The 25,537-nt window shown below is 63.0% G+C and carries 23 protein-coding genes; 8 read left to right on the top strand and 15 right to left on the bottom strand.

Features of this window, described 5'->3' with window-relative positions; translation table 11 throughout:
- Nucleotides 1–33 precede the first annotated feature (33 nt).
- From BW940_RS07660 to BW940_RS07650, 4 genes are all read right to left on the bottom strand, one after another.
- Nucleotides 34–1,326, bottom strand: coding sequence for an MgtC/SapB family protein (locus BW940_RS07660; protein WP_076608704.1), 1,293 nt, complete (start codon nucleotides 1,324–1,326; stop codon nucleotides 34–36).
- A gap of 202 nt (nucleotides 1,327–1,528) precedes the next feature.
- The gene (locus BW940_RS07655; RefSeq protein ID WP_076608605.1) at nucleotides 1,529–1,804 is read right to left on the bottom strand and encodes a PadR family transcriptional regulator; all 276 of its coding nucleotides are present in this window, start codon (nucleotides 1,802–1,804) and stop codon (nucleotides 1,529–1,531) included.
- A gap of 565 nt (nucleotides 1,805–2,369) precedes the next feature.
- Complete coding sequence (locus BW940_RS21750; protein ID WP_173834864.1) at nucleotides 2,370–2,516, bottom strand: hypothetical protein; 147 nt, start codon at nucleotides 2,514–2,516, stop codon at nucleotides 2,370–2,372.
- A 355-nt stretch (nucleotides 2,517–2,871) separates the two neighbouring features.
- A complete protein-coding gene (locus BW940_RS07650) occupies nucleotides 2,872–3,540 on the bottom strand; it encodes a cupredoxin domain-containing protein (RefSeq protein ID WP_076608604.1) in 669 nt (222 codons plus the stop codon).
- A 370-nt stretch (nucleotides 3,541–3,910) separates the two neighbouring features.
- Between BW940_RS07650 and BW940_RS07645 the strand changes: the two genes are divergently transcribed.
- The gene (locus tag BW940_RS07645) at nucleotides 3,911–4,636 is read left to right on the top strand and encodes a DUF7117 family protein (RefSeq protein WP_076608603.1); all 726 of its coding nucleotides are present in this window, start codon (nucleotides 3,911–3,913) and stop codon (nucleotides 4,634–4,636) included.
- A 10-nt stretch (nucleotides 4,637–4,646) separates the two neighbouring features.
- Here BW940_RS07645 and BW940_RS07640 read toward each other — a convergent pair whose 3' ends face one another.
- From BW940_RS07640 to glyA, 3 genes are all read right to left on the bottom strand, one after another.
- Complete coding sequence (locus BW940_RS07640) at nucleotides 4,647–5,540, bottom strand: bifunctional methylenetetrahydrofolate dehydrogenase/methenyltetrahydrofolate cyclohydrolase (RefSeq protein ID WP_076608602.1); 894 nt, start codon at nucleotides 5,538–5,540, stop codon at nucleotides 4,647–4,649.
- A 100-nt stretch (nucleotides 5,541–5,640) separates the two neighbouring features.
- Complete coding sequence (locus tag BW940_RS07635) at nucleotides 5,641–6,453, bottom strand: alpha/beta fold hydrolase (protein ID WP_076608601.1); 813 nt, start codon at nucleotides 6,451–6,453, stop codon at nucleotides 5,641–5,643.
- A 114-nt stretch (nucleotides 6,454–6,567) separates the two neighbouring features.
- The gene (gene glyA / locus BW940_RS07630; protein WP_076608600.1) at nucleotides 6,568–7,815 is read right to left on the bottom strand and encodes a serine hydroxymethyltransferase; all 1,248 of its coding nucleotides are present in this window, start codon (nucleotides 7,813–7,815) and stop codon (nucleotides 6,568–6,570) included.
- Nucleotides 7,816–7,954: 139 nt separating this feature from the next.
- On the opposite strand from glyA, the gene BW940_RS07625 reads away from it, so the two are divergent.
- A complete protein-coding gene (locus tag BW940_RS07625) occupies nucleotides 7,955–10,060 on the top strand; it encodes a hypothetical protein (protein ID WP_076608599.1) in 2,106 nt (701 codons plus the stop codon).
- Nucleotides 10,061–10,158: 98 nt separating this feature from the next.
- Here the strand turns inward: BW940_RS07625 and BW940_RS07620 are convergent, their stop codons facing one another.
- On the bottom strand, nucleotides 10,159–10,998 hold the full coding sequence (locus BW940_RS07620) for a hypothetical protein (protein WP_076608598.1): 840 nt from the start codon (nucleotides 10,996–10,998) through the stop codon (nucleotides 10,159–10,161).
- A 295-nt stretch (nucleotides 10,999–11,293) separates the two neighbouring features.
- Here BW940_RS07620 and rbcL point away from each other — a divergent pair, with 295 nt between their 5' ends.
- Nucleotides 11,294–12,544 carry a type III ribulose-bisphosphate carboxylase gene (gene rbcL / locus BW940_RS07615; RefSeq protein ID WP_076608597.1) on the top strand — a complete coding sequence of 417 codons (1,251 nt, stop codon included), beginning with the start codon at nucleotides 11,294–11,296 and terminating at the stop codon, nucleotides 12,542–12,544.
- A 3-nt stretch (nucleotides 12,545–12,547) separates the two neighbouring features.
- Here rbcL and BW940_RS07610 read toward each other — a convergent pair whose 3' ends face one another.
- A complete protein-coding gene (locus BW940_RS07610; protein WP_076608596.1) occupies nucleotides 12,548–13,441 on the bottom strand; it encodes a haloalkane dehalogenase in 894 nt (297 codons plus the stop codon).
- Nucleotides 13,442–13,613: 172 nt separating this feature from the next.
- On the opposite strand from BW940_RS07610, the gene bioB reads away from it, so the two are divergent.
- From bioB to bioD, 4 genes are all read left to right on the top strand, one after another.
- Nucleotides 13,614–14,720: a biotin synthase BioB gene (gene bioB, locus BW940_RS07605; RefSeq protein WP_076608595.1), complete on the top strand. Its 1,107-nt coding sequence runs from the start codon at nucleotides 13,614–13,616 to the stop codon at nucleotides 14,718–14,720.
- Between the two features lie 24 nt (nucleotides 14,721–14,744).
- Nucleotides 14,745–15,854: a transcriptional regulator gene (locus BW940_RS07600; protein WP_076608594.1), complete on the top strand. Its 1,110-nt coding sequence runs from the start codon at nucleotides 14,745–14,747 to the stop codon at nucleotides 15,852–15,854.
- Between the two features lie 157 nt (nucleotides 15,855–16,011).
- A complete protein-coding gene (locus tag BW940_RS07595; RefSeq protein WP_076608703.1) occupies nucleotides 16,012–17,220 on the top strand; it encodes an aminotransferase class I/II-fold pyridoxal phosphate-dependent enzyme in 1,209 nt (402 codons plus the stop codon).
- A 3-nt stretch (nucleotides 17,221–17,223) separates the two neighbouring features.
- The gene (gene bioD / locus BW940_RS07590; protein ID WP_076608593.1) at nucleotides 17,224–17,919 is read left to right on the top strand and encodes a dethiobiotin synthase; all 696 of its coding nucleotides are present in this window, start codon (nucleotides 17,224–17,226) and stop codon (nucleotides 17,917–17,919) included.
- Here bioD and BW940_RS07585 read toward each other — a convergent pair.
- The 4 genes from BW940_RS07585 to BW940_RS07570 all read right to left on the bottom strand — a co-directional run bounded on the left by BW940_RS07585 (nucleotide 17,916) and on the right by BW940_RS07570 (nucleotide 20,365).
- Entirely contained in the window at nucleotides 17,916–18,116 is a 201-nt protein-coding gene (locus BW940_RS07585; RefSeq protein WP_076608592.1) for a hypothetical protein, read from the bottom strand. The genes bioD and BW940_RS07585 overlap by 4 nt on opposite strands.
- 106 nt (nucleotides 18,117–18,222) lie before the next feature.
- A complete protein-coding gene (locus tag BW940_RS07580) occupies nucleotides 18,223–19,716 on the bottom strand; it encodes a replication factor C large subunit (protein ID WP_076608591.1) in 1,494 nt (497 codons plus the stop codon).
- A 43-nt stretch (nucleotides 19,717–19,759) separates the two neighbouring features.
- The gene (locus BW940_RS07575; protein ID WP_076608590.1) at nucleotides 19,760–20,134 is read right to left on the bottom strand and encodes a type II toxin-antitoxin system VapC family toxin; all 375 of its coding nucleotides are present in this window, start codon (nucleotides 20,132–20,134) and stop codon (nucleotides 19,760–19,762) included.
- A complete protein-coding gene (locus BW940_RS07570; protein WP_076608589.1) occupies nucleotides 20,135–20,365 on the bottom strand; it encodes an AbrB/MazE/SpoVT family DNA-binding domain-containing protein in 231 nt (76 codons plus the stop codon).
- A 474-nt stretch (nucleotides 20,366–20,839) separates the two neighbouring features.
- On the opposite strand from BW940_RS07570, the gene BW940_RS07565 reads away from it, so the two are divergent.
- The gene (locus BW940_RS07565) at nucleotides 20,840–22,354 is read left to right on the top strand and encodes a hypothetical protein (RefSeq protein ID WP_076608588.1); all 1,515 of its coding nucleotides are present in this window, start codon (nucleotides 20,840–20,842) and stop codon (nucleotides 22,352–22,354) included.
- Nucleotides 22,355–22,588: 234 nt separating this feature from the next.
- Here BW940_RS07565 and BW940_RS21055 read toward each other — a convergent pair whose 3' ends face one another.
- Both BW940_RS21055 and BW940_RS07555 read right to left on the bottom strand, forming a co-directional pair.
- Nucleotides 22,589–23,749, bottom strand: a complete 1,161-nt coding sequence (locus BW940_RS21055) for a CARDB domain-containing protein (protein WP_076608587.1) — start codon at nucleotides 23,747–23,749, stop codon at nucleotides 22,589–22,591.
- Nucleotides 23,750–24,000: 251 nt separating this feature from the next.
- Nucleotides 24,001–25,362, bottom strand: coding sequence for a hemolysin family protein (locus BW940_RS07555; protein ID WP_076608586.1), 1,362 nt, complete (start codon nucleotides 25,360–25,362; stop codon nucleotides 24,001–24,003).
- Between the last annotated feature and the right edge of the window lie 175 nt (nucleotides 25,363–25,537).

Genomic DNA, 25,537 nt, shown 5'->3' with positions numbered 1-25,537 from the left:
GCGCGCCGTTAAAATAAGTCGCCGCCCGTTGCACTAGATGACGACGAGAATCGATGCCAGCGCGCCACCGAGCAGCAACAGTCCGCTGTAGACTGCGACCTGGTTGCGAAAGCCGGTGTTCGAGGACGTCGACGCGAGCAGGGTCTTGACGACGATGCTCGAGACTGTCGCGAGCAAGATCGCGATCGTCGCCTCACCGGGACCGAGTTGGCCGCCACGATAGAGGACGACTGCCGACGTCGTCGCGCCGGCACTCGAGACGAAGCCGCTCGCGACGGCGGTCGCGTAGAACCCCACCGTCCCGAACCACGTCTCAGCGAGCGAGCCGAAGACGAGGACGACGAGGAAGACGGCCCCGAACGCGAGCGCGTTTTTCATCGAGAACGGGCTCTCGAGTTCCATCGGGCCGGATTCGTGCCAGTCGGCGGTCATCGCCGCAACGGCGAACGCGATCACGATGACGGCCCCGAGCGGGACGATCGCCTCGAGGAGAACTGCCGTCTCGCCTCCCATGGTGAACCCGACGGCGATCGCGAGGTTTCGGGCCGCCATTGCCGCGTTCGCGAGCAGGATCGCCGCGACGGCATACGAGGAGGCCTCCGGTCGCTGGCTGACGTGATCGAGCATCGTCCCGACAACGGCTGTCGAAGAGGCGAGCCCGCCGAAAAAGCCCGTCACGGCGATGCCGCGGCCGCCGTAGGTCGAGACGATCGCGTAGTTGACGATGCCGATTCCCGCGACGGCGACGACCATCAGCCAGATGACCTGTGGCTCGAGTGGCAGCGCCAACCCGCCGACCTCGAGGGTGATCTCGGCGGGCAACAGCGGGTAGATGACAAAGGCCAGGATGGCGAACTCGGTTGTCGAGCGCATCTCTTCGCGGGACAGTCCCCACGCGAACTCGTGGAGTTCCCGTTTGAGCACGAGCAACAGCGACGAGAGCACGGCGACCGTGACGCCCTCGATGATGAAGCCAGCGGCGACCAGCGCGCCGACACCGTAGGCGACGAGCATCGAGACGGAGGTCGTCAGCGAGAGGCCGGCGTCGTCATCGCTCAGCAGGCCTTGCGCCGCGAGCAATACGCCCTGAATAATCACGAGCACGCCGCCGAGAACGAGCAGTCCCTCGCCGATATCGGTCTCGACAGCGAACATCGTAAAGACCGCCCCGAGGAGACTGATCAGCGAAAACGTCCGAATGCCGGCGGACTTCTGTGACCACTCGCGCTCTAAGCCCAGAAACATCCCGAGCGCTCCGGCGAGCGCGATCCGGAGGACGGTGTTATCCAGCGACGCACCGGCGATCTGCAGCGAGACCTCGGTCACTGTGGCCACTTCACTGTGACCCTATATAAGCGTCGCGCCGAAACGACCGATTCGAACCCGGATGCAGCCACTCACTATCGATACTCATGTCTGTTCGGTATCGCCTGCCGATCGGCTCTGGCGGACGAGGATCGGGACGAACGAGAGAAGCAGCAGGCACCAGTCCCGCAAACGCGGTGATCGTTCGTGACTGGACCACACTCTACAGGTCGACGTACTGCGCCTCCCACTCCCGGCGGGCCTCGAGTTCCCGGCGGCCACGCCGGGTGAGCGTATAGAAGTTCGTCCGGCGGTCGCGTTGCCCCTTCTCGACGAGCCCTTTGTCGACGAGCGTGTCGAGATTTGGGTAGAGACGGCCGTGATGGATCTCCTTCTCGTAGTAGTTCTCGAGTTCTTCTTTGATTGCCAGTCCGTGCGGTTCCTCTTCACCGGCGATGACGTACAGCAAGTCCCGCTGGAATCCTGTCAGGTCGTACATTGGGAAAGTACCAATCGCACTTACTGTCGAATTTTAATAAGGCTATCGGGTTGTTTCGATCGAAACCGCGATATTACCGATGAGAATCGTCATCTCGGGCTGTCTCAAAAGATAACCACCGTGAGGGGTTCAAACCGGGAAATACCTACTGTGGGTATCATGTTTACAGTCCATATAGATTATTTCTGGATGATTATACGAGCGAATCGAGGGACACGAACGGACTCACACTGGCGGCTCACGTTGATTCCGACGCACCCAAAACCGTCGTACGAGGTTCTGAGACACAGCGACAGCCGATCGGATCGGTTGTCTCTCGTTCTGAAGCCATCGAAAGGACAGTCGCGACTCTATTACCGTGTGTGGAAACAGGAAAGCAAATCGCGTGACGGAAAAATGTCACGCGATCGCTTGCCGCCCTGAATTGGTCCCCGCTGACGCTTCGGCCCTCCAAGCGAAGCGTCACGTGACAGATTCTGCCGAGTGTACTTAAAACTAACGACAATAGGTGAACTTGTGATACGTTTCGTCCGTGCCCGAATACGTCCACCGGCTGGAGTTCGATTCAGATGTGCTCTTCCTCGAGGACCCAGCCGAGTGCACGTTTGTAGTAGGTAAACATCTCTCTGACGCCGTCGTGGCGCATCTCCTCGCTCTCGAGGTGTTCTGTGAGAAACTCGTACTGTTCGCGGATTTCATCTTCATCTCGCATACGAAGCGCTACACGCTGGGCACGCAAAAAAGGTCGCCGGCTGCAAACCCAATCACTGATTAGGGTGCTCGCATCTCACGATTGCCGTCACTTTCAGCAGTCAGTTACCGATTTCGAATCGACAACGATCGGACGAACAGTTCAGTGTCTCATGGTGGCGTGGCCTGGCGATTCGCGTGCGAAAGGCCGCTAATCGCCCGATCAGTCCCGTCACACGCAGACTGCAACCGGTCCGGTGATGGGGGCTGCTCGCAGCGATCGGCGATTCGGCGTCAAAAACAGTAGGGACACGCAGCCGTTCAGTCGATCAATCGCCTGGTACTTGTTCGATCACCGCGTCGCGACCCGCAGTCGATCACATTTCGTCGTCTTCGCTGTCGTTCTCATCACCGTTCTCGGTCTCACTGCCGTTTTCTTCCTCGCCGTTCTCCATTTCGTCGCCGTTTTCACTGCCGGTGCCATTCTCCTCACCGTTTTCTTCCTCGCCGTTCTCTTCACCGTTCCCGCTCTCGACCTGAATCTCACCGCGCATCGTACTCTCGTGTGGACGACAGACGTATTCGGCCATCTCGCTCGTGATCTCGTCGACCTCGAGGTCCTGCGTTTCGCCTTCCTCACTCATGTTATCTGTCGAGTAGTCGTCGACGACCTCGTCGTTGTCATCGACGATCTCGATGTTGTGCTCTTGGCCGTCGAGATTCTCCCAGGTGAACTGATACGATTCGCCCTCCTGGAGGATGAGTGTCGGATTCTCTTCGTCAGCGATTTGGTCGGGGGCTTGGCCCATCCACGCCTGTACTTCCGCGCCGAGTTCGATCGTCTCGCTCGGGTCGAGTGGCTCGTCGTCGGTTTCTTCGTCGCCGTTTCCAGCGCCGTCGTCCATACCGTTGCCGCCGTTTCCGCCACCGTTTCCGTCACCGTTGCTTTCGTCGCCACTTTCGTCGGCACACCCGGCGATGACGAGCGCGGTTGCTGTTCCTGCAGCGGTAACGAATTTACGTCGGTTGAGTTTCGGATCGGACATATCTCTGGATAGGATATTCCCGTTGGTCCCAGTGCGGCCTGCAACTGCCGTCTGTTAATGACCTGTTAAACATCGTTCCAGATCGCGTGAGCATCATCGGTTTTGTACCGTTCAGCGAGTAACGCCTCCATGAATTATGGTAACAATCAGCATCCATCGAACTGTGGCGTCCGCCTCGTTCGTGAGCTGGTCTCACTCCGGTGGTCGCGTCGAACCGCGCTCCCGTCGTGCAAAGGAGTGTGGAGTGACAGTCAGTGGCGACGATCACTTCGCCGTTCGTGCTGGCGACCGCGCTCGGTAATCGAATGCGTTAGCCCCCCACTCGAGTGACTCCGGTGTGGTTTTTGGGGTCGCGCACGTACCGTCACCCATGAAAGTCCGGGGTGAGCGTGAGTGCAAGAAGTGTGGCACGCGGTGGTCGTACTACGAAACCGGCAGCGTGGGCTGTCCGGCCTGTGGGAGCCTTCGCAGCGTCGGCATCGACGAGCGCACCGAACACACCGATCTACAGGTGACGTTCGATCTCACACAGGTGCGAAACGCGATCGACGATCTCTCGACCGATGACCTCGCCGCTCGAGCCCGCGAGGAGTGTCGCGAGTACGTCCGCCGACGTGGCTTCGTCAACGCCGGGACGCTTCGCGAACTCGATAACACCTACCTCGCTGCCAGCGAACTCCATCACGTCGCCGACATCATCGGCCGCGATCGCCGCCTCGAGGAACGCGAGGAGCTCTACTTTCTCTCGTTGCTCCGCGACGCCGATACCGGTGCGCGGCCGCCTGCCGCCGAGATCCCACCCACCCTGCGAGGGGCTCGCGGACTCGCCGCTGCAAACGCCGTCCGCGAGTACCGCCGAGATATTCGGACGTGGGCCGACGACCGCGACCTGACGAGCGCCGAACGGGGTGCCCTCGAGACGCTCGGGGAACACGTCACCCGCATTCGCATGCTCGACGGCGACGTCGACCCGCAGACGGCCGACCGATTGGTCGAGGCGACTCGGGACCTCGCGAACGGACTTCGAGGCGACGAACTGGCGTTTACCCAGGCCCAAGATAGACTCGAGGGCCTCGAGTTCGGCGAAATGGAGTAGAAACGACGGCTCAGGGCAGGTCGACGTCGACGTCTTCCTGTAGGCTCGCGGCTTTCACGGTGTTGTAGAGCAACATCGCGCGCGTCATCGGACCGACACCGCCCGGAACGGGAGTGATCGCGCTGGCGGGCGCTTTCGCGCTCTCGAACTCGACGTCGCCGACGAGTTCGTACCCTTTCTCGGTGTCAGCATCCACGCGGTTGACGCCGACGTCGATGACGACCGTGCCCTCGCTGATCATCGAGCCGTCGATGAGTTCGGGGACACCGACGGCGGCGACCACGATATCTGCACTGCGAGTCTTCGCGGCGAGATTCTCAGTTCGGGAGTGACAGACCGTCACCGTCGCGTTGCCGTCGTCGGCCTTCTGAATCAGCAGGTTGGCGAGGGGCTTGCCGACGATATCAGAGCGACCGACGATTGTGACGTCTTTGCCCTCGGTGTCGACGTCGGCTGACTCGAGTAATTTCTGCACCCCGTGGGGCGTGCAGGGACGGAATCGGGCGTCGCCGGCGACGAGTCGGCCGACGTTCTCGGGATGGAAGCCGTCGACGTCTTTCGCGGGATCGACACGGCGGATGACCTCGCGGTAGTCGACGTGGTCCGGGACGGGAGCCTGGACGATGTAGCCGTGGATCTCGGGGTCGGCGTTGAGGTCGGCGATGGTGTCGTACAATTCTTCGGGGGCAGCGTCACCAGCGACGTCGACGTGGTGGCTCTCGATGCCGACCTCCTCGCAGTCGCGCTGTTTCATGTTGACGTACGTCTGGCTGGCCGGGTCGTCGCCCATCAGGACGGTCGCGAGGCCGGGTCGAGCGCCCGCATCGGCGAGCGTCTCGATCGCGTCCGTCAGGTCGTCACGAATCTCGCTTGCGACGGCGTTGCCGTCGATGATCTCGGTCATTACTCGAGTGGGTGGCCGCGAGGCTAATCAACCCTCGGGTTCGTGCTCAGAATAGCCGTTGACACTCGCATACATATCCACAATCATGCATACACTCCGCTCAAAATCGATCGTCGAGGAACGACGTGATCGCCTCGTTGACCCGATCCGGGGCCTCGAGGTTCGACGTGTGACCCGCGTTCGGAATACGCTCCATGCGAGCGTCGGGAAGCTCAGCCAGCATCGGTTCGGCTCGCGAGGGGTCGATCGACGGATCTTCCTCGCCGTGGACGACGAGCACGGGGACGTCGATCTCCGCGAGTCGGTCGGTGACGTCCGGGCGCTCGAGCCAGGAGTGCAGTTCGTTGTACAGCGCCGCGCCGGGATAGGTGGCCCAGCGATCGACCCACGTCTCGACGAGGTCGGGGGTCGTCTCACGTGTCGTCTCACCGAAGAGGTAGCCGACGACGCCCTCGGCCAGCGACCGCGGCACGGGATCGTGTGAGCCCTCGAGTGGCTCGACGAGCTGGCGGTAGGTCTCGCGTTCGGCGGGCTCGTGGGGAGCCGCCATCGAGTCAATCAGGATCAGTCCGTCAACCCGCTCGGGGTTGGCGAGCGCAAAGCGCAGCGCCATGAATCCGCCCATCGACATCCCGCCGATGACGGCGCGTTCCTCGCCGAGGCCGTCGAGTACCGCGGCACAGTCAGCCGAGAGATCCGCGAGGTCGTACGCCGACGCGTACCGATCCGTCCGCGCCCGCAGGTCGTAAGCGACGGCCCGGTAGTTGGGGGCCAGCGCCTCGAGTTGGGGCTGGAACATCGTTCGATCCATCAGGGTTCCGTGGGCGAAGACGACCGGCTGTCCCTCGCCGACATCGGTCGTCAGCGCGTCGGTTCTGGTCCGGTACATTGCCGTCGCGGTCGACTCAGTCATGTTAATTGAGAACACGGCTCACAATAAAACGTTGTGCGAACCGGACAGTCTCGTTTCAGCGGCGGTCGCCACGATCGGGAGACGTCGCCGACCGACCCCAAACGGGCGCGTTCGTTACTCGTACAGCGGGTTCGCGTCACACAGCGACTCGACGTCCTCGCGGACCTCGGCGAGGACGGCCTCGTCGTCGGGGGTGTCGATGACGCGCGTGATCAGGTCGGCGACGGTGCGGCAGTCGTCCTCGTCGAAGCCGCGCGTCGTCAGCGCTGGCGTGCCGACACGGATGCCGGATGGGTCGAACGCCGAGCGCGTCTCGCCGGGTACTGTGTTCCCGTTGAGGACGATGCCGGCGTCCTCGAGCGCCTCTTCGGCATTGCCGCCGGAGGTGTCGGGGTGGCTCTCGCGCAGGTCGACGAGCACGAGGTGGTTGTCGGTGCCGCCGGAGACCAGCGAGAAGCCGTTCTCGACGAGTCGTTCACCGAGAGCTTTCGCGTTGGCAACCGTCTGTTCGGCGTAGTCTTCGAACTCAGGCGCTAAGGCTTCCTTGAAGCCGACGGCCTTGCCAGCGATGTTGTGCATGAGCGGGCCGCCCTGTCCGCCGGGGAAGACCGCCGCGTCGATGTCGTCGGCGTACTCCTCGTCACACATGACGATGCCGCCACGGCCGGCGCGAATGGTTTTGTGCGTGCTGCCGGTGACGAAGTCGGCGATGCCGACCGGCGAGTCGTGGACGCCGGCGGCGACGAGCCCCGTGATGTGGGCGATGTCGGCGAGGTGAAGCGCGTCGACGCTGTCGGCGGCCGCCTGAATGCGCCCCCACTCGATCTCGCGTGGGTACGCGGAGTAGCCCGAGACGATGATATCCGGTTCGAACTCCTCGGCGTGTTCTGCGAGGCCCTCGTAGTCGAGATAGCCCGTCTCGGCGTCGACTTCGTACTGCTCGACGTCGTAGAGCTGGCCGACGAAGTTCGCTGGATGACCGTGGCTGAGGTGGCCGCCGTGGGTCAGATCTAGCGAGAGGATCTTGTCGCCGGGCTCGAGCATCGCGAAGTAGACGGCCTGGTTGGCCTGTGTGCCCGAGTGTGGCTGGACGTTGATGTGGTCTGCGCCAAACAGCTCCTGGGCGCGGTCGATGGCGTGCTGTTCGACCTCGTCGGCGAACTCACAGCCACCGTAGTAGCGCGAGCCGGGATACCCCTCAGCGTACTTGTTCGTCAGGGCGCTGCCCTGTGCGTCGAGGACGGCCTCACTGACGTGATTCTCGCTGGCGATCATCTGCAGCGACTCTCGTTGGCGATCTACCTCTCCCTCGAGTGCATCAGCGACGGCGGGATCGACGTCCCGGACGTGCTCGTGTTCCATGTCCGATGTGCCGGCTGGCGACAGTATAAGTGTACCCGTCTTCGGCGAGCGATGTGACGGGGCCACATCGACAGCGGATATGTCGGCTGGGAAACAACCCGATACAACTAACTTCCCAGCGTGACATTCAGTATCTCGAATGATAGCGTGGGAAATCGACGACAGGACCCTCCACCTCAGGGACGGCGATACCACCGGGTTAGCCGTCCACGGTGTTGATCTCGTCGCCGAGGAGGCGACGCCGGCGATGTCCCGGCCGGTCGAGGAGACGCTCGTCGTTGCGACGGCCGACCTCCAGTTCCCACACGCAGCTGTCTCCGTGTGCTCGCGTGATTCGAGTGAGCACCACGACCTCGGGTCCGGAGACACACCACTCTCGCTGCCTCCAGACGAGTATCTCGTCACGATCAACGCGGCGGTCGAGACGTCCCTCCAGTTTTCGGGCGCAGTGAGGATCGAGCACACCGACGACGGCGAGGCCATCCGCGTCTCCTTCCCAGATCGCACTCGCGTCACCGTCGGGTTCAGACGCCATCACGACCTCCCGGCGGACACGATCACCGTTCCGGACTCCCCCGATGGGGTCGCAGCCGCCATCACTCAGCTCGCTGGCGCCCACGAGACGGCCAGCCCGGATCGAAGCGATCCCGCCCTTCGCGGGCATCCGGCGCTGCTCGAACGCGGCGAGACGCTCGAGGTTCCCGACAAACTGCAAGCGGCGCGATCCGATTCCGGAATCGAACTTGTCGTTTCTCCGACGTACGAATCGCTGTTCGTGGCCGCCCCACTGGCGTACTACCTGCAAGCGACCCTCCGGACCGCCGACTCCAGTGTCAGGTCCGGCGGGCCACGACTCCGCCTTCCCGACCTCGGCATCGAAAAACGACTCTCCCCGATGCCCGACCTCGAGTACGACGTCGATCGGCTGTTGCGCAAGACAGTCTTTCTCGACTGTCTCGTTCGAAATGCAGGGCCGTACAGCGTGGATTTGGCGGAACAACGCATCTTCGAGACGCTCGACCTCGACGCTGGGGCGCTCTATGACGCCAGCCCACAGCAGCGACTCGCAACGTACCTCGACGTCGCCTACGAGGCGATCGAACACCGGCTACCGGACTGGCATCTCTCGACGTACGTCACGCCCGACTACGACAGCGTCGAGTTGCTCCCGTTCTTGCTCGACCGGCTGAGCATGATCTCCATGCCCCGGACGTCCACGCTCGAGGGACAGGAGCTGATCGAGCGGTCCCTGGAGGACTTCTATCGCGGCGGCGGTGAGCCGGCGACCCACGGCTCGGCCAGAGCAAGCGCCGGGAACGTCGCCGCTGTCGACATCGTCAAACCCGACCTCCGGAACGGCCGAGCCCACGGCTGGCACGCGGATGGCGTCCCGATCGACGTCTTCAAGACCACACCTGAGGCCTACTACAACCGACTCGAGTACCTCGAGCGCTCGAGCGAGTCGATGTCGGTCTGTGTCGTGTTGAACGATCCCGAAATGGCCGGCGAATACAACGATGTCGCCGAGATCTATCGCCAGCGCGCCGAGGAGGTGGCGATGGACGTCATCGTCGAGGAGTCGCTTTCGACGGCCGAACTCGCGCGGGTGTTCGAACGCGAGTCCGAGTTCGTCCATTATATCGGCCACTGTGAACACGAGGGCTTGCGCTGTCCAGACGGCTCGCTCTCGACGGCGAGCCTCAGCCAGTGTAACGCCCAGACATTTTTTTTGAACGCCTGTGGCTCGTACCACGAAGGAACGCGACTGATCGAAAAGGGGAGCGTTGCTGGCGGGGTGACCGTTCGCAAGGTGTTGAACGACCACGCGATCAAGGTTGGCTCGACGTTTGCACAACTCCTGATCAACGGGTTCAGCATCGAACGCGCACTGGATCTTGCCCGCAGCCGGATCATGATGGGCAAAGACTACGCCGTCGTCGGCGACGGCACCCACTCGCTCAGCCAGCGTGACCAACGGCTGCCGGTCACCATCACCATCGAGGAGCTCACTGACGGCCCGGACGAGTATCTGGTCACACTCGACTGTTATTCGACGCGCACGACCGGCTCATATTACGTTCCACGGATTGACACCAACGACCTCGCGTATCTCTGTGGAACCGACTCGAGTTTTACCCTCGGAGAATCGGGTGTCGGTTCGTTGCTGCGTGAAACCGATGCCTCGGTCATCTACGACGGCGACCTCTACTGGTCGAAAACGTTGGCACCACAGTTCGAGACCTGACGGCTCCTCGAGTGGGGAAGACCGAGGCTGAACGGCGTTTCACTGTCATCTGGCCGCCGATTACTCGGGACTGTGATCCCGTGGAGAGTCGGAGACCGTTAGGAGAACAGTCCACCAAGCTTGGCGCGAAGCCAGCCGAGGACCCCAGTTGTGGTGTCGTCATCGTCGGTCGTCGCGGGGACAGCCGTGTGTTCATCGTCGGCGAGGGCGAGTTCCGTCGTCTCGCTCGTTTCGATGTCGGGCTGGCTATCCGGTTCGACGTCCGATTCGGCATCCGGTTCGACGTCCGATTCGGTTTCGAGCGGTGTCTCCGTCTTTTCGTGCTCGTCTGCGACCGCAGCCTCAGCGGCGTGCTCGTCCGGAGCATCGTCGCTCGAGGCCGACTCCGGAGCGTCCGTATCGGCCGTCGACTCGACGGGGTCGTCGGTGGACAACTCGCCGTCGGCGTCGGTAGTCGAGGCATCGACAGCGTCGGTCTCCGACGACGCTGCTGTGTCAGCTGGCGTCTCGGCGGACTCGTCGGTGTCGTCGGCATCGATCCAGAGGAACTCCTGGTCTTTCGTGCGGTCGGTCAACAGGAGTTCCTCGAGCGCTCCCTCATCGACGAGCAACTCGTCGTCAGCCGGTTCCGGCTCTGGCTCGTCTGCACTCGCGATGATATCCTCGGGACTCTCATTATCGAGGACGTCGTCGATATCGTCGGCCGTAGAACCATTTTTCTGGAGGTTCCCAAAGACCGTCGCAGCCGTCTGGTCCTCGACGCCGCCGTCTGACGGCTCCGGCTCATCGTCCGCTGGTTCCTCAGTGCCCGTCGATCCCCCGTCGACCGGCTCCCCCTCTGGCACCCCCTCTTCGATCTCGCCGAACAGATCGTCGGTCGTCGCCCCGACGTCGAGTGCGCCCTCACTCGAGTTCGTGTTTATCGTACTATCAGTCATAGACTCCTTCTGTGATATTACATAATCACATGACTTTAACTTTCGGAATTTTTTCACTGCTGGTGACAAAAGCTGATACGGTATTAGTGTGACGGCCATTTTCCGAGATGGCTGCCGACAAAAGTTGACAATTGTTTAGAAGGAGTTAGCCATCCGGTATTTCTGGAAGTTCAGGTTGCATGTCGCTCGCTGGAGGACCGCGACCGCGTTCGTGGGTGCTCGTCCTTCTTCCGAACTAGCCGTTCGAACTCGGCACAAACCCTATTACTCAGTGTGTTGAAATCCAGAGGTTGCTATGACTGGCATCGAATACGACGACTTCCTCGACCTCGAGTACGACCCCGCAGAAACGGATCTCGTCTGTGAGTTTTCGATCGATCCGGCCGAAGGGATGTCGATGGAGGCGGCGGCGAGTCGGGTCGCCTCGGAGTCCTCCAACGGAACCTGGGCGGCGTTACACGTCGACGAAGACGAACTGACCGATCTCGGGGCGACCGCGTGTGCGATCGACGGCCACGAGATTACTGTCGCCTACCCCGCGGCCCTGTTCGAGGGCGGCAGCATGGCCCAGATCCTTTCGTGTATCGCGGGCAACATCATGGGGATGAAGGCAGTCGAGACGATCCGCCTCGAGGACTGTCACTGGCCCGAACCCATCGTTTCCGGCTTCCCCGGTCCGCAGTTCGGGACCAGCGTCGCCCACGAAAAACTCGATGCGGGCGACCGGCCGATCCTCGCGACGGTACCCAAACCCAAAGTCGGGCTCTCGACGGACGCCCACGTCCAGATTGGCGAGGACGCCTGGCGCGGCGGCGTCGACCTGCTGAAAGACGACGAAAACCTCACCGACCAGGCGTTCAACCCCTTCGAGGACCGACTCGTCGATAGCCTCGCCGCTCGAGACCGCGTCGAGGACGACGTCGGCGAGCGGAAAGACTACCTCGTGAACGTGACTGCGGAGACGAACGAGATGCTCGAACGCGTCGACCTCGTGGCCGAACACGGCGGCGGCTTCGTCATGGTCGACGTGATCACCAGCGGCTGGTCGGCCGTCCAGACGGTCCGCGAGCGTTGTGAAGAACAGGGCCTCGCGATCCACGCCCATCGTGCCATGCACGCCGCCTTCGACCGCCTCGAGCACCACGGCGTCTCGATGCGCGTGCTCGCCCAGATCGCACGCCTCTGTGGCGTCGATCACATCCACACCGGCACCGCCGGGCTGGGCAAACTCGCAAACGAGGACACGCCGGGAATCAACGAGTGGCTTACGTCGGACCTCTATGGCACGAACCCGGTGCTTCCGGTCGCCTCCGGCGGCCTCCATCCCGGCGTCGTCGACCAACTGATCGACGCGCTCGGCACCGACATCTGCATTCAGGCCGGCGGCGGCATCCACGGCCACCCCGACGGCACACACGCCGGCGCGAAAGCGCTCCGCCAGTCCGTCGAGGCCAGCCTCGAGGGCGTCGCACTCGAGGCCTACGCCGACGACCACGACGAGTTGGCAACGGCACTCGAGAAGTGGGGTGCGGAGACGCCGCGATAGCACTCAGGTTCGGTCGACGAAGGCGACGATGTGCTCGGCGATTTCCTCACCGGCGTCCTCCTGGAGGAAGTGTGCAGCCTCGTCGATCCAGACGTCGGGCTGGTCGCTCGCGGTCGGAATCAGCTCACGCATCGGATCCCGGAAACCGGACATGATCGGATCGTTTCTGGCGAAGAGGACGAACGCCGGCTTCTCCCAGTCGGCGAGTCGCTCGCGAGCCTCGGCAAAGCGGTCCGCACCGGCATCCTCCGGCAATTGTGGCACCAGTCCCGGAAACGTCCGAACCCCAGCCAGCGACCGCTCGTCGGAAAACGGCGCGCGATAGGCCTCGAGGACGTCCGCCGGGAGATCATTATAACAGCCGTTCTGGACGATACGACCGACATCTAGCTCGTCGGCTGTCGCGACCGTCTCGGCGAAACGGTGCCAGATCTCGGGCATCTCCTGGGTGCCGTCGGGGAGGACGGTGTTCATTGGGACGAGCCGCGCGAATCGCTCCGGCTGTTCGATTGCGAGTGCCAGTCCGAGCAGACCGCCCCAGTCCTGGCAAACGAGCGTGACGTTTGTCAAGTCGAGTTCCGTGACAAACGTCCGCAGGGTCTCGTAGTGCATCTCGACGGAGTATGCGTCGCGGTCCTCATACTTGTCTGAGCGCCCGAAGCCGATGAAATCGGGCGCGACGACGCGACCGCGCTCGGCCAGCGTCGGGATCATCTTTCGGTAGAGATACGACCAGGTTGGTTCGCCATGCAGACAGAGGAACGTCTCGTCGGCGACATCCGCCGACGGCCCCGCCTCGATGTACGCCATCCGGACGTCACCGACGTCGACGTAGTCGTGGCCGTAGTCGAATTCTGGTAGCTCCTCGAATCGCTCCTCGGATATCCGGATAACCATGATCGTGCTATGACACCTCATCACACAAGCGTTTGGAATGCCAAGTTGTCGCCCCGCGACACTGCGGCGCTCGAGCGTGGGAACCTGTCCGACCACTAACACCACCGCAGTGCCGTTGCAAATAACGCGACATTCCACAACAATTATAATGTCGTTAACCACCATTCGAACTGTGGTTTACGAGACAGACAATAAGACGGTCGACGACGCCCTCGAGCGAGTGTTCGCCGGCGAGCGACTCGATCGAACCGACGGGCTCGCGTTGCTTGCCCAACCGGTCGAACCGCTCGCGGAGGCCGGCGCGGCCGTGCGCGATCACTTCGGCGATGGGACGGTCGACGCCTGCTCGATCGTCAACGCAAAGGCGGGTAACTGCGCCGAGGATTGTGGCTTCTGTGCGCAGTCGGTCCACTTCGATACCGGCATCGACACGTACGAGTTCATCGGCCCCGAAAAGGTCTTAGAAGCCGCGAAACGTGCCGAACACGACGGTGCACAGCGATTCGGGATCGTCGTCGCCGAAAAGGGCGTCTCGAAAGAACACCGACCCGGCGAGTGGGCGGAGGTGCTCGAGGCCATCCGACTCGTCAGAGACGAGTGTGCCCTCGAGATCGACGCCTCCCTCGGCATCCTCACGGAGGAGGAAGCCGAGATCCTGGTCGAGGAGGGGATCAACCACTACAATCACAACATCGAGACCTCGCCGCAATACTTCCCCGAGATCGTCGACACCCACAGCTTCGAGGATCGGGTCGAGACGCTCGAGGTCGCCAAGGACGCCGGCATGGACCTCTGTGCCGGCGTTATCCTCGGCATGGGCGAGACGCCGACCGACCGCGTCGACGCGGCGATCGCGCTCCAGGAGATCGGCATCTCCTCGCTCCCGGTGAACGTGCTCAATCCGGTCGAGGGAACGCCGCTATACGAACAGGGGGCCGCCATCTCGACCGAAGAAATCGTCAAGACGGTCGCGGTGTACAAACTCCTTCATCCCGAGTCCCGCGTGCGACTCACCGGCGGCCGCGAAGTCAATCTCGACCCCGACGAGCAGCATCTTCCACTCGAGGCCGGCGCAGACGGTCTGCTCACTGGCGACTACCTCACCACCGAGGGCCAGTCACCCGGCGACGACATCGAGATCATCGAACGCGCCGGCCTCGAGCCAAACCAGGAGATAAACGAGTTCGACCCCGAGACGGTCAAGGCCCGCCATCGCGACGCCGCGGAGTCGTCGACCGACTCGACAGCGAGTACAGGCGCAGAACCGAGCGACGACTGACGACGAGACAACCCACAGAGACACATGGACGAAATCACGTTTGCAGTGGTTGGAACCGGTGGTATCGGCCGACGAGCACTCGAAGTGAGCCAGCACAAAGACGCGCTGACCCCCGTCGCGGCGTGTGACCGCCACGGCACCGCGATCGATTTCGACGGCCTCGATATCGACGAACTGCTGGCGGCGACGGAGGGGAACATCGACAACGAGGTCGCGACGGACGGCGGTGAGCGAACTGACGGGTCGCGATCCTCGGCAGAACTTCGCTCTGACGGCGGAGCGGCGACCGCCGACACCGAGGGCGGCGTCAAACAACACGGCGAAAACAAAGGCGTCGTCGCCTCCGAGCAAGCCCAGTCCAGCGAGGATTCGATTCAGGACGTCATCGACCACGGTGACGGGATCGACGCCGTCCTGCTGGCACTGCCGAACTACGAACACGACTTCATCCCGCGAACGGCCGACCGCTTCCTCGAGGGCGGCTACTCCGGCGTCATGATCGACGTGCTCAAACGCTCGCGCGTGATCGACATGTTAGACGAACGCCGCGAGGCGTTCGAGGACGCCGGCATCACCTTCATTTGTGGCGCTGGAGCGACGCCCGGCCTGCTGACCGGCGCGGCTGCACTCGCTGCCCAGTCGTTCGTCGAGGTCACGGAGATCGACATCCACTGGGGCGTCGGTCTCAAATCGGGCTACGAGGACAACCGCGGCACCGTCCGCGAGGACATCGCCCACCTGCCCGAGTACGACATCGACACCGCTCGCAACCTCTCCGACGAGGAGATCGAGGCGATCATCGACGACCACGACGGCGTCATCGAGTTCGAGGATATGGAACACGCCGACGACATTCTGCTCGAGCGCGCTGGCATCTGTGATGCCGAAGACGTCATCGTCGGCGGAATCTTAGACGTTCGCAGCGACGAGAAGCCGACGACGACCACTGTGTCCGTGACAGGGCGGACGTTCGACGGCGAGACGGCGACGAACACGTTCCAGCTCGGCGACGAGACGAGCATGGAGGCCAACGTCAACGGCCCGGCGCTGGGGTATCTACAGACCGGCGTCCGACGGAACCGGGCCGGCGAGTACGGCGTCTTCGGCCCCGCCGAACTGATGCCCGGCTTCTGATTCGGGTGGGCCGAAACGACGTGCAGACGGGCCTAAAACCGCAGACGCGACCACCCGTCGCCACCGCGACGCGACGAGTGCAGGCGAGCGCGTGCACAACGGGGAGTTCAGGCAGAACCGTGAGAGTGAAACCATGGCGATGACACCGTTCACCCGAATGGAAAACCGCGGGTTCGACCTCGAGGACCGACTCGAGCGGCTCGAGAACGCAACGCTGAAACGATCGTTATCACCCGTCGACCGAGTCGCCGAGCGGGGCTACTTTGCCGCCCCCGCCGGCGGTGGGCTGCCGGTTCTCGACTCGGACGAAGCACTGGTGTTCGCCGCGAACAACTATCTCGGGCTGACCGACGACCAGCGTGTGCAGGACGCGGCCCGACAGGCTGCCGCGACCGTCGGCACGGGTGCCGGCGCGAGCCGGCTCGTCACCGGCGATACGATGGTACACCACGACCTCGAGCGGCTGCTGGCCGAGACGAAAGCCACCGAGCGCGCGCTCGCCTTTTCCTCGGGGTACGCCGCGAACGTCGGCACGATCACGGCCCTCGAGCCGGACGTGATCTTTTCGGACGAACTCAATCACGCGAGTATCATCGACGGCTGTCGGCTCACGAGTGCCGAAACGGTCGTCTACGACCACTGCGACGCCTCGAGCCTGCGCTCGAAACTCGAGGCGCGGGCGGCCACGGCTGAGGGCGCTGGCGAATCGTGGCTGATCGTCACCGACTCGGTGTTCAGCATGGACGGTACCGTCGCGCCGCTTGCAGCCATTTGTGACCTCGCCGAGGAGTTCGGCGCGTGGGTGATGGTCGACGAAGCCCACGCCACCGGGCTCTACGCCAACGGCGGCGGCATCGTGCAGGCGGAGGGACTCGAGGATCGGATCCAGATCCAGTTGGGAACGCTCTCGAAAGCGCTCGCAAGCCAGGGCGGCTACGTCGCGGGCAGCGAGGCGCTGATCGAGTGTCTGATCAACGACGCTCGCTCGTTCGTCTTCTCGACTGGCCTTGCGCCGCCGGCCGCCGCGGCTGCAAGCGAGGCACTGCATATCGCCCGCCACAGCGACGCCAGAGAACGGCTCTGGGAGAACGTCGCCCATCTGCGGGATGGCCTCGAGTCGATGGGCTATACGGTCATCGGTGAATCACAGATCCTCCCCGTCCTCGTCGGCGACCGTGAGGACGCCCTCGCCCTCGCTGATGGGCTTCGGGAGCGAGACATCGTTGCGCCGGCGATCCGGCCACCGACCGTCCCCGACGGAACCAGTCGGATTCGGGTCGTTCCGATGGCGACTCACGACCAGGACGACATCGTCACCTGCCTCGAGGCGTTTCGGGCGGCGGGCGAGGATATCGGGCTGCTCTGAGCGATGAACGTTCCAATCGCCGTCGTCGGCACCGATACCGGCGTCGGTAAGACCGTCGTGACCGCGGGCCTGACGCGCTGGCTCCGCGATCAGGGTGTCGACGCTCGAGCAATCAAACCAGCCCAGACCGGATTTCCACCGGACGACGACGCCGGATTCGTCGCCGAGGCCTGTGGCGATCCCGACGCTGCGATCTGTTGCCGATATCTTGAGCCACCGCTCGCGCCGCGCGTGGCCGCCGCTCAGAGTGGCGACGAACTGACGTACGAGTCGATTCTGACGGCCTGTCGGGAGACAATCACCGAGGCCGAACAGCCGCTCGTCGAGGGTATCGGTGGTCTTCGCGTGCCGCTTGCTGGCGACCACGAGGTGATCGACCTCGTTGCCGACCTCGAGGCGACGGCGCTCGTCGTCACGCGATCCGGACTCGGCACGCTCAATCACACCGCGCTCTCGGTCGAAGCACTCGAGCGCCGCGGGGTCGACATCGCCGGGATCGTCTGCAACGAGTATGCGGGCGCGACGGTGGCCGAGCGAACCAACCCCGCCGAACTCGAGCGGATGACCGGCCACGACGTTACAACGGTGCCACCGCTCGAGGACGAGCCACCACGAGCGTTGGCTGAGGGCGTCGCTGACGCGTTTTCGGCGGCGTTTTTAGAACGGATTGTGGCGGACGACGAACTGACGCAGCCTTAGTCGGCCGACGGCATCGGCGGTTCCGTTCTGACTACCCGTGGCTCATCGTTGATCGAACTGTCGAACCCGGTATCGTGTAATTCGATGAATTCGGAGACGATTTCGGATTTTCGGTGCTCGACCTCGAGGTGCACGTGGAGGGAGGTCCGTTTGTCGTACGTTTCCGTACAGAGGGGACAGCTGTGTTGGTTGTTCATTCGTCCTTCACCGTCACGTGTTACCATGGCTCTGCAAGATGATAGTGTTGGTTGTAATATGTGTCGACACGTCCAGCTTGATGGACAGTCCAGTCGACTAAGAGGACTACATGAAGTCGCTCAGTCCCGCCTGACCGTCGTCGGTATCGTCGGCCGCTGTCTCCGACTCCGAGGGGGTCGTGTCGCTCCCCGAGTCAGTCGCTGCCGCGAGCGTCTCCTGATCGCTCGAGTCGTCGCTGGCATCCGTTTCGGCAGTGCCGTCGCCGTCGCGATCAGTACTCGAGTCACCGGCATCGAAAAACGCGCCCCCTGAGTGCTCGACTGTTTCTTCAGCGAGCAGGTCTTCGGCGTCCTCGACGATCGACTGGACCTTGTTCGTGTCTTTTCCGCTGCCGGTGACGAAGGAGACTTCCGCCTCATCGAGTTCGTAGACGGCAGCCATTCGGACGGTCAATTCGCGGTTTTTGCAGTGGTGGGTCATCGCCGAGAGGAACGGGAGGATCTCCCGGCGCGCGGTCGCGACGCTTGTCCCCTCGCGTTCGGCGATGCGTTCGGCGATAGCGTCGCGGGTGTTCCGAGTGCCTTTGGTGCGGCCGAGTTTCGACCAGTAGCTCGGCGGGCCGTAGCGGGTCCAACCACCCTTGTTTCCGCGACGGGAGGCGGCGACGCCGGCGGTCATGTTGTCGGTCGCATACCGCCAGTAGGAGTAGTCCTGAGTCGCCCGAACGCGGCCGAGCCAGCGGTCGGCGTTCGAGAGGAACTCGTAGGCATCGGCCAGTTCTTCCCCTTCGTAATCTTTCGGGACGTTGTCTTCGATCCAGTTTAGCATCTCGTCGGGGTTCTCGTCGACGTCGTAGGACGCCCGCAGCGCGCCTTCGGCGTCTTCTTCCTTGATGAGCGCATCGAGGAAGTCGAAGATTCCCTCGGTGGTGTCGCGTTCGCTCGTGACGACGTCCTCGACAGTGAGGCGATCGGCCGTCTCGGCGACCGCCTGCAGGTCGTTGACCGCCGACCGCAGGTCGCCGCTGGTCGATTCGGCGATCTTTTTGAGCGCAGCGTCCTCGAACTCGATGTCCTCGCGACGGCAGATATCGCGAAGAACGGGCACGATCGACCGCGCCGAAACGTCACGGAACTCGACCGTCTCGCAGGCGTTTCGCAGCGACTGGCTCATATCGTAGAACTCGTTTGCCACGAGGACGATCGGCTGGTTCGCGTCCTTGACAACCCGCGTGACCTCGGCCGAGCCGCCGTAGTCGGCGTTGCCGTGGAAGTTGTCCGCCTCGTCCAGGATGACAAGCCGGCGACCCGCTTCGCCGCCGGTCAGCGTGCCGCTTTTGGCGGCCTCGCCGGCGATCTTCTCGATGACGTCCGCCCCTCGGCTGTCGCTGGCGTTGAGCTCCATCACGGGCCAGCCCAGGTCGTTGGCCAGCGCGTGGGCGGCTGAGGTCTTCCCGACGCCCGGACTCCCGTGGACGATCACCGACTCTCGGTGGTCGTCCCACGTCCGCGCCCACTCCTCGAGTTGGTCGCGGGCCTTGTTGTTCCCACGTACCTCCGACAGCGTCGTCGGACGGTACTTTTCGGTCCAGTCGCTCATTGGGAACTGATTGGGGTGAGTCGCGTTTAGTGGTTGCGGAGCGTTACTCCTCGTCGACGGACTTCAGGTCAAGCCGGGACGTCACGTCCTCGTATGTATCGTCGCTCGAGACGATGGTATCCCCATTCGATTCGACAAGGTGAAGCGCGTCAAACGGTGTGAACCCGTGGTCTTCCACATACGTCGCCGCCGTAACGACCGTCTCTACGTCACCGCGTACCTCAACAAGGCTGGCGGCGTTCGAGACGACGCGTTCGGTATCACGTTCCTCACGGTAGGCGACCATCAGGAGTTCGATGAGCGTGAACTGCGACGTCCATAACTCGTCGTGGTGGTCTCGGTAGACTGACTCGGCGGCGTCTCCGAGCCAGTCATCGTCCTTAATCAGCGCGAGAAGGAAATCGGTTTCCGCATACATCTATCGTCCGGCCTCGTCGAGCGCTGCTTCACGTGCTTCTTCACGAAGTTCGTCGGCCGACTTCTCAACATCCGCAAATTCGTCTCTGAGCGCCTCGAGCGGGTCATCGGCGACAGGAACCAATTTGACTCCGTCGGGAAGCTGAACGACGTGATATCGGTCCCCGTATCGCTCTCGAACCTCCTTCGGGAGCGTGAGGCGACCACGGTCGTCCAGGGCTACGTCTGACATGTCTTGGTGTACGGTGGGCGAAAACAAAACTGTTCCCCGATATACGGATATACCCATCCTGTGTCCACTGGCCGGAATTTATAAGCAGTATCGTAGAAATTCATAGTTACCCGCCGAAGAACCGAGATGTCCCGCCGAAGGTCGGGTCTTGGAACTCCGGGTGGCTACGATAATCCCTCTCTGCACATCGAATCTACATCGTATTTTCTCGACTTCTCGGTCCAGTCGCTCATTGGGAACTGATTAGGGTGAGTTGCGTTTAGTGGTTGCGGGGCCGTGGCCGATCGCGACGCTCGTTGGCTCGCCGATAGCACCGAGGTCGCAGCCAGCGGTCACCGCAGGCGGTGCGTGACACTGTATAGTAACAACTGAAACGATTTACACACGCATCGCACAGTAGTCGTGCGATGCGGTGTACATTGACGTTCAGTGGCTACTATAGTTCTAAGCAACTGGGATGGCTTTGTGCAGGTAATGGTGGATCGCATCGACCTTGTCAGGCAATCACTCGAGGACGCGACACGACGCGAGTTCGACCGTCGCGTCGACGAACAAGCCGCCCGTCTCACCGACGCCCTTCGTGCAGGCCGACTCGACAACCCCAGCTTCGGGCTCGGGATCGAACTCGAGGCGTACGTCGTCGACGACTCGGGCCGGGTCGCTCGCGTCCCCGACACCGTCCTTGAGGGGCCCTGTGAGAAGGAACTCGGACGGCACAACGTCGAGTTCAACACCAGCCCGAGCCCGTTCGACGGTGAGGGGGCCGCCGCGCAGGCGGCACGGCTCCGCCGGCACTATCAGCGCGTCCAGCAGGCTGCCGAGCGAGCGGGCACGGAGATCGTTCTGGACGCCATGTGGACGATTCCACCGCAGGAGGGCACGCGCGCGTACCTCTCGGACGTCCGCGAACGCGAGGGGATGACGATCGCCGAGAACATGACGCCGTCGCCGCGATACTGCGCGATCGACAACGACGTGCTGGACCGAACTGGGGGACCGATCACCCTCTCAGTTCCAGGAGCCGAGTGTCGGTTCCCGTCGATCCTGTTCGAGTCGCTCGCCAGTTCGATTCAGCCCCACGTTCAGGTTCCTGACGTCGAGGCGTTTCCCCGCTACCACAACACCGCCGTCCGGACGCTGGGGCCGGTGCTCGCGTTGGCGACTAACGCCCCGCTTCTCCCACCGGATCTGTACGATCTCGACGATCCATACCGCGTGCTCGAGGAGACGTTTCACGAACTTCGGATTCCGGTGTTCGAACAGTCGATCAATCAGGCGTGGGAGAAAGTGTGCTTCCCCGAAGAGATACGGAGTACAGCCGAGACGATCGACGAACTCGTTGCCGACCCGACGTGTGCGCCGTTTCTCCGCGAGTGGCTCGCGGACGGCGATCGCGAGACGTTCACGGACCGGTTCTGGGAGCTCAATCACAAGCGAGGGACCTACTGGCGGTGGCTTCGTGCCGTCATCGGCGGCCAGCCGGTCGGGCAGGGCGACCACTGGTCGATCCGTATCGAATACCGACCGCTCCCCACGCAGCCGACGATCATCGAAAACATCGGGCTCCAGTGGCTCGTGGCCGGACTCATCCGTGGGCTCTGTGCGGTCGATCACCCGCTCGTGAGCCTCGAGCGAGACGCCGCCGAACGGAGCTTCTACAGCGCGGTCGAAGACGGACTCGAGGCCGATCTCGCCTGGGTCACCGTCGACGGCGACCGAACGACCGACCGAGCCGTGATCTACGAGGAACTCTTCGAGTTCGCTCGTCGCGGCCTCCGCGAGCAGGGTGTTCCCGACGATGCCATCGAGGAGTATCTCTCACCGCTCGAGGCGCGCTGGACGGAGGGCACGACACCGAGTCGCTGGAAGCTCACTCGCGTCCGCGACCACCTCGATGCAGGCACGCGATTCGACGACGCCGTCCACGAGATGCAAACCGAATACATCCGTCGGTCGAAGACCGGCGACCCGATCGTCCAGTGGTCTTGATCGGTATCCAGAGTACGAGGACCGCGGCCAGTGGCCGCACGTGGCGGGCGTAGTACGCTGATGAGTGCCGGAGCGCAATGTCCATGATCGCATCGTCACTCTGGTGGGCTACTCGAGGAGACAGCGAGTCGCTTGCGATCGGCCTCGGTTCGAAAGCCGCCCGATGTGATTGCGATCACCGTGTGCCGCTTCGAGAGCGTGAGACAACCAGACAACCCGGCGACGGGCAGCGAACTACCCCATCCCGTAGACGAGCACGGACTCGGTCGTACTGTCGTCGCCCGACTCGATCCCCACGGGAAATTCCTGATCGTTCTCGACCCGCGGGGTCGTGTACCCCATCGTAACCGTCGTCCACGTTCCCGGCTCGAGGGCGACCGACCGGACGTCCACCTGCTCGGGGTCGTTGCCGACGACGAGTCGGACATCTCGCGATCCCGCGGCGTCGCCCGTGTTCCGAACGTCGGCTCGGACCTCGAGGTACTGCCCCGCGTCGACGGGAGTGTTCGTCTCGAGGGGACCGACATCAAAGTGTGCCTCGGCGCGGCCGTCGCCGTCGGTTCCGTACACGGTCACGGACCGCTCGTCGCTGTCACCGGCCGACCGGACCCGTACGGGAAACGCTTGGTCGTTCTCGACTCGCGGGGTCACATACCCCATCGAGACCGTGGTCTGTGCTCCCGGGTCGAGGGTGACCGGTTGCACCTCGACCCGTTCGGGATCGTTGCCGACGACCAGTTCGACGCTCTGGGTTCCCGCGGCGTCGCCCGTGTTCCGAACGTCGGCTCGGACCTCGAGGTACTGCCCCGCGTCGATGGGGGTGTTCGTCTCGAGAGAGTCGATCACGAACGTCGTGTCGCCGCCGTCGGCTGGCGAGATTTCCTCGAGACAGTCGCTGGCGTGGGGGTTCCCGTGGGTGGCGGAGACGCGCTGATAGTCCGCTTGCCGGGTGGTCAGCGACGAGATGACGGTCCCGTCGCTGCCGTAGGCCGGCACCTCGATGCCAATCTCGTCGGTTCCCTCGCGGACGTTCGAGTCGCCGGTAATCTCGAAGACAACGGTCCCGGAGAAGGGCGCATCGACGTCCTCCCCGAAGACGACGCCGTTCTCGAGTATCGTATTGCCGTAGAGCCCCTCGTCGTAGAAGTCGGTACTTGCAAAGGCGACGTCGCCGGCATCGAAGGTCCCGGTTACCGTCGCCCGGGAACAGGAGTGAAACGTGACGTCCCGTCCTGAGTTACCGACCGTGGCCTCACCATTGTCCACCGGCGGGTCGGTCCCGGCATCCCCGTCGTCACTCGAGTCGTTCCCGTTGCCCGTCTCGTTCTGATTCATATTGATACACCCCGCGAGTCCCACTCCCACTCCGGCGGTGATGAGCGTCCGGCGCTCCATATCCTTCAACAGCGCGTCGGGAAATATAAGTATGTAGTAAATATTTCATGTTTGATTACAATCATCAAAGCGGACCTGACCGTCCGGGACGAATATGCGTCAGTTCATCGATGTATTCGGGACTGCCTGGATCGACCATACCGGTCCCTCGCGCTTCGTCGCCGACCGTGGGTGCGCGACCGTGGCTGCTCGCCACCGGCCCCGGTAGCGTCGAACGTATCGCCGTCGAGGGTCGGCTCGACGCTGGCGGTTCAGTTGGTCGACACCCCAGCCCCCGCTTCGCGAGCAGCCACTTCCGAGACTCGCGTTCCGTCCACGTCTTCGACGGTCAGCTCGTAGCCGTCGACCTCGAGTGCGTCGCCGACGTCGGGTGGCCGACCGAGACGGCTCAACACCAGTCCTCCAATAGTTTCGAACGCGTCGCTCTCGAACGACGTGCCGAGGATTTCGTTGACGTCCGCGAGCAAAACGCCGCCGTCCATGACGTAGCGGCCGTCGGAGCGTTCGTCGATCGATGGCTCCGTCGACGCGACGTCGAACTCGTCTCGAATCTCGCCGATGACTTCCTCGATCACGTCCTCGATTGTCAGGACGCCTTCGAACGCGCCCCACTCGTCGATGACGACGGCGAGGTGAACATTTTGTCGACGAAACTCGGCGAGAATCTCGTCGATCCGACGGGTTTCGGGAACGATAAGGGCGTCACGAGCGAGCTCGCGCGCAGTTGGTTCCTCACGCTGATCCGCGTCCGATGAGCGGCCGTCGCCATTCGCCGTCTCGATAGCCTGGAGGACGTCTCTCGCGTGAACGAACCCGATAACGGGCTGGTCGGCGTCCTCGTCGACGACGGGGAATCGGCTATAGCTGCCGCTCGCGGCGATACGCCGAAGCTCCGAGAGGGGCGTGTCCGCGCGGACGGTAACGACGTCCGGTCGCGGAACCATCACCTCGCGGGCGACCGTGTCGCTCAGATCGAAGACCGCCTTGATCATCTCCACCTCGTCCATGTCGACGGCTCCCTGTTTGCCTGACTGCGAGACGATGCGGATGATCTCCTCCTGGCTGTGGCTCTCGTCGCGCTCGGAGGCCGGAGCGACGCCGATGAGTCGCGTAAAGAAGTTCGCCGTCCCGTTAAACACGATGATTCCGGGGAGAAAGAGGTAGTAGAAGAACTTCATCGGCGCGGCGACCAGCAGCGCGATCCGCTCGGCGTCCGCGATAGCGAGCGTCTTCGGTGCGAGTTCCCCGAAGACGACGTGCAGGAACGTGATGACGCTGAACCCGATCGCGATGGCGACCAGGTGAATCGAACCCGCGGGAAGCACCGATCCCAGCACGGGCTCGAGCAGCGAGGCGATGGCCGGTTCGCCGACCCAGCCAAGTCCCAGGGAAGCGATCGTGATGCCGAGTTGGGTCGTCGCGAGATAGTCGTCTAAGTTTTCTTCTGCCTCCTGGACGAGCTTTGCCGACGATCGACCCTCCTTGACGAGTGTCTCGATCTGCGTCGAACGAATTCGGACGTATGCGAACTCCGAAGCGACGAAAAAGCCGTTCAGGAAGACCAGAAAGAGCGCAAAGACGAGTCGACCGAGCGAGAAGGCGAGGTCTACCATCGAACCACGCCCACCCGACTCGAGTGATGCGGGACCCGTGGTGTCACACCGGGACCGCACTGGCTCCGAACCTCAGTTCCGTACCGACTGACGCTTCTGCCGGTGGAACAGGCGGTATCGTTCAGCGACGGGGTCGCGGTGGCAACCCCTGCTCCCGTGAATACAATCATACGAT

This window comes from Natronorubrum thiooxidans, assembly GCF_900156475.1.
Lineage (GTDB): Archaea > Halobacteriota > Halobacteria > Halobacteriales > Natrialbaceae > Natronorubrum > Natronorubrum thiooxidans.
The sequence above is the reverse complement of the archived record's forward strand: the minus strand, read 5'-3'. Positions and strand labels throughout refer to the sequence as shown.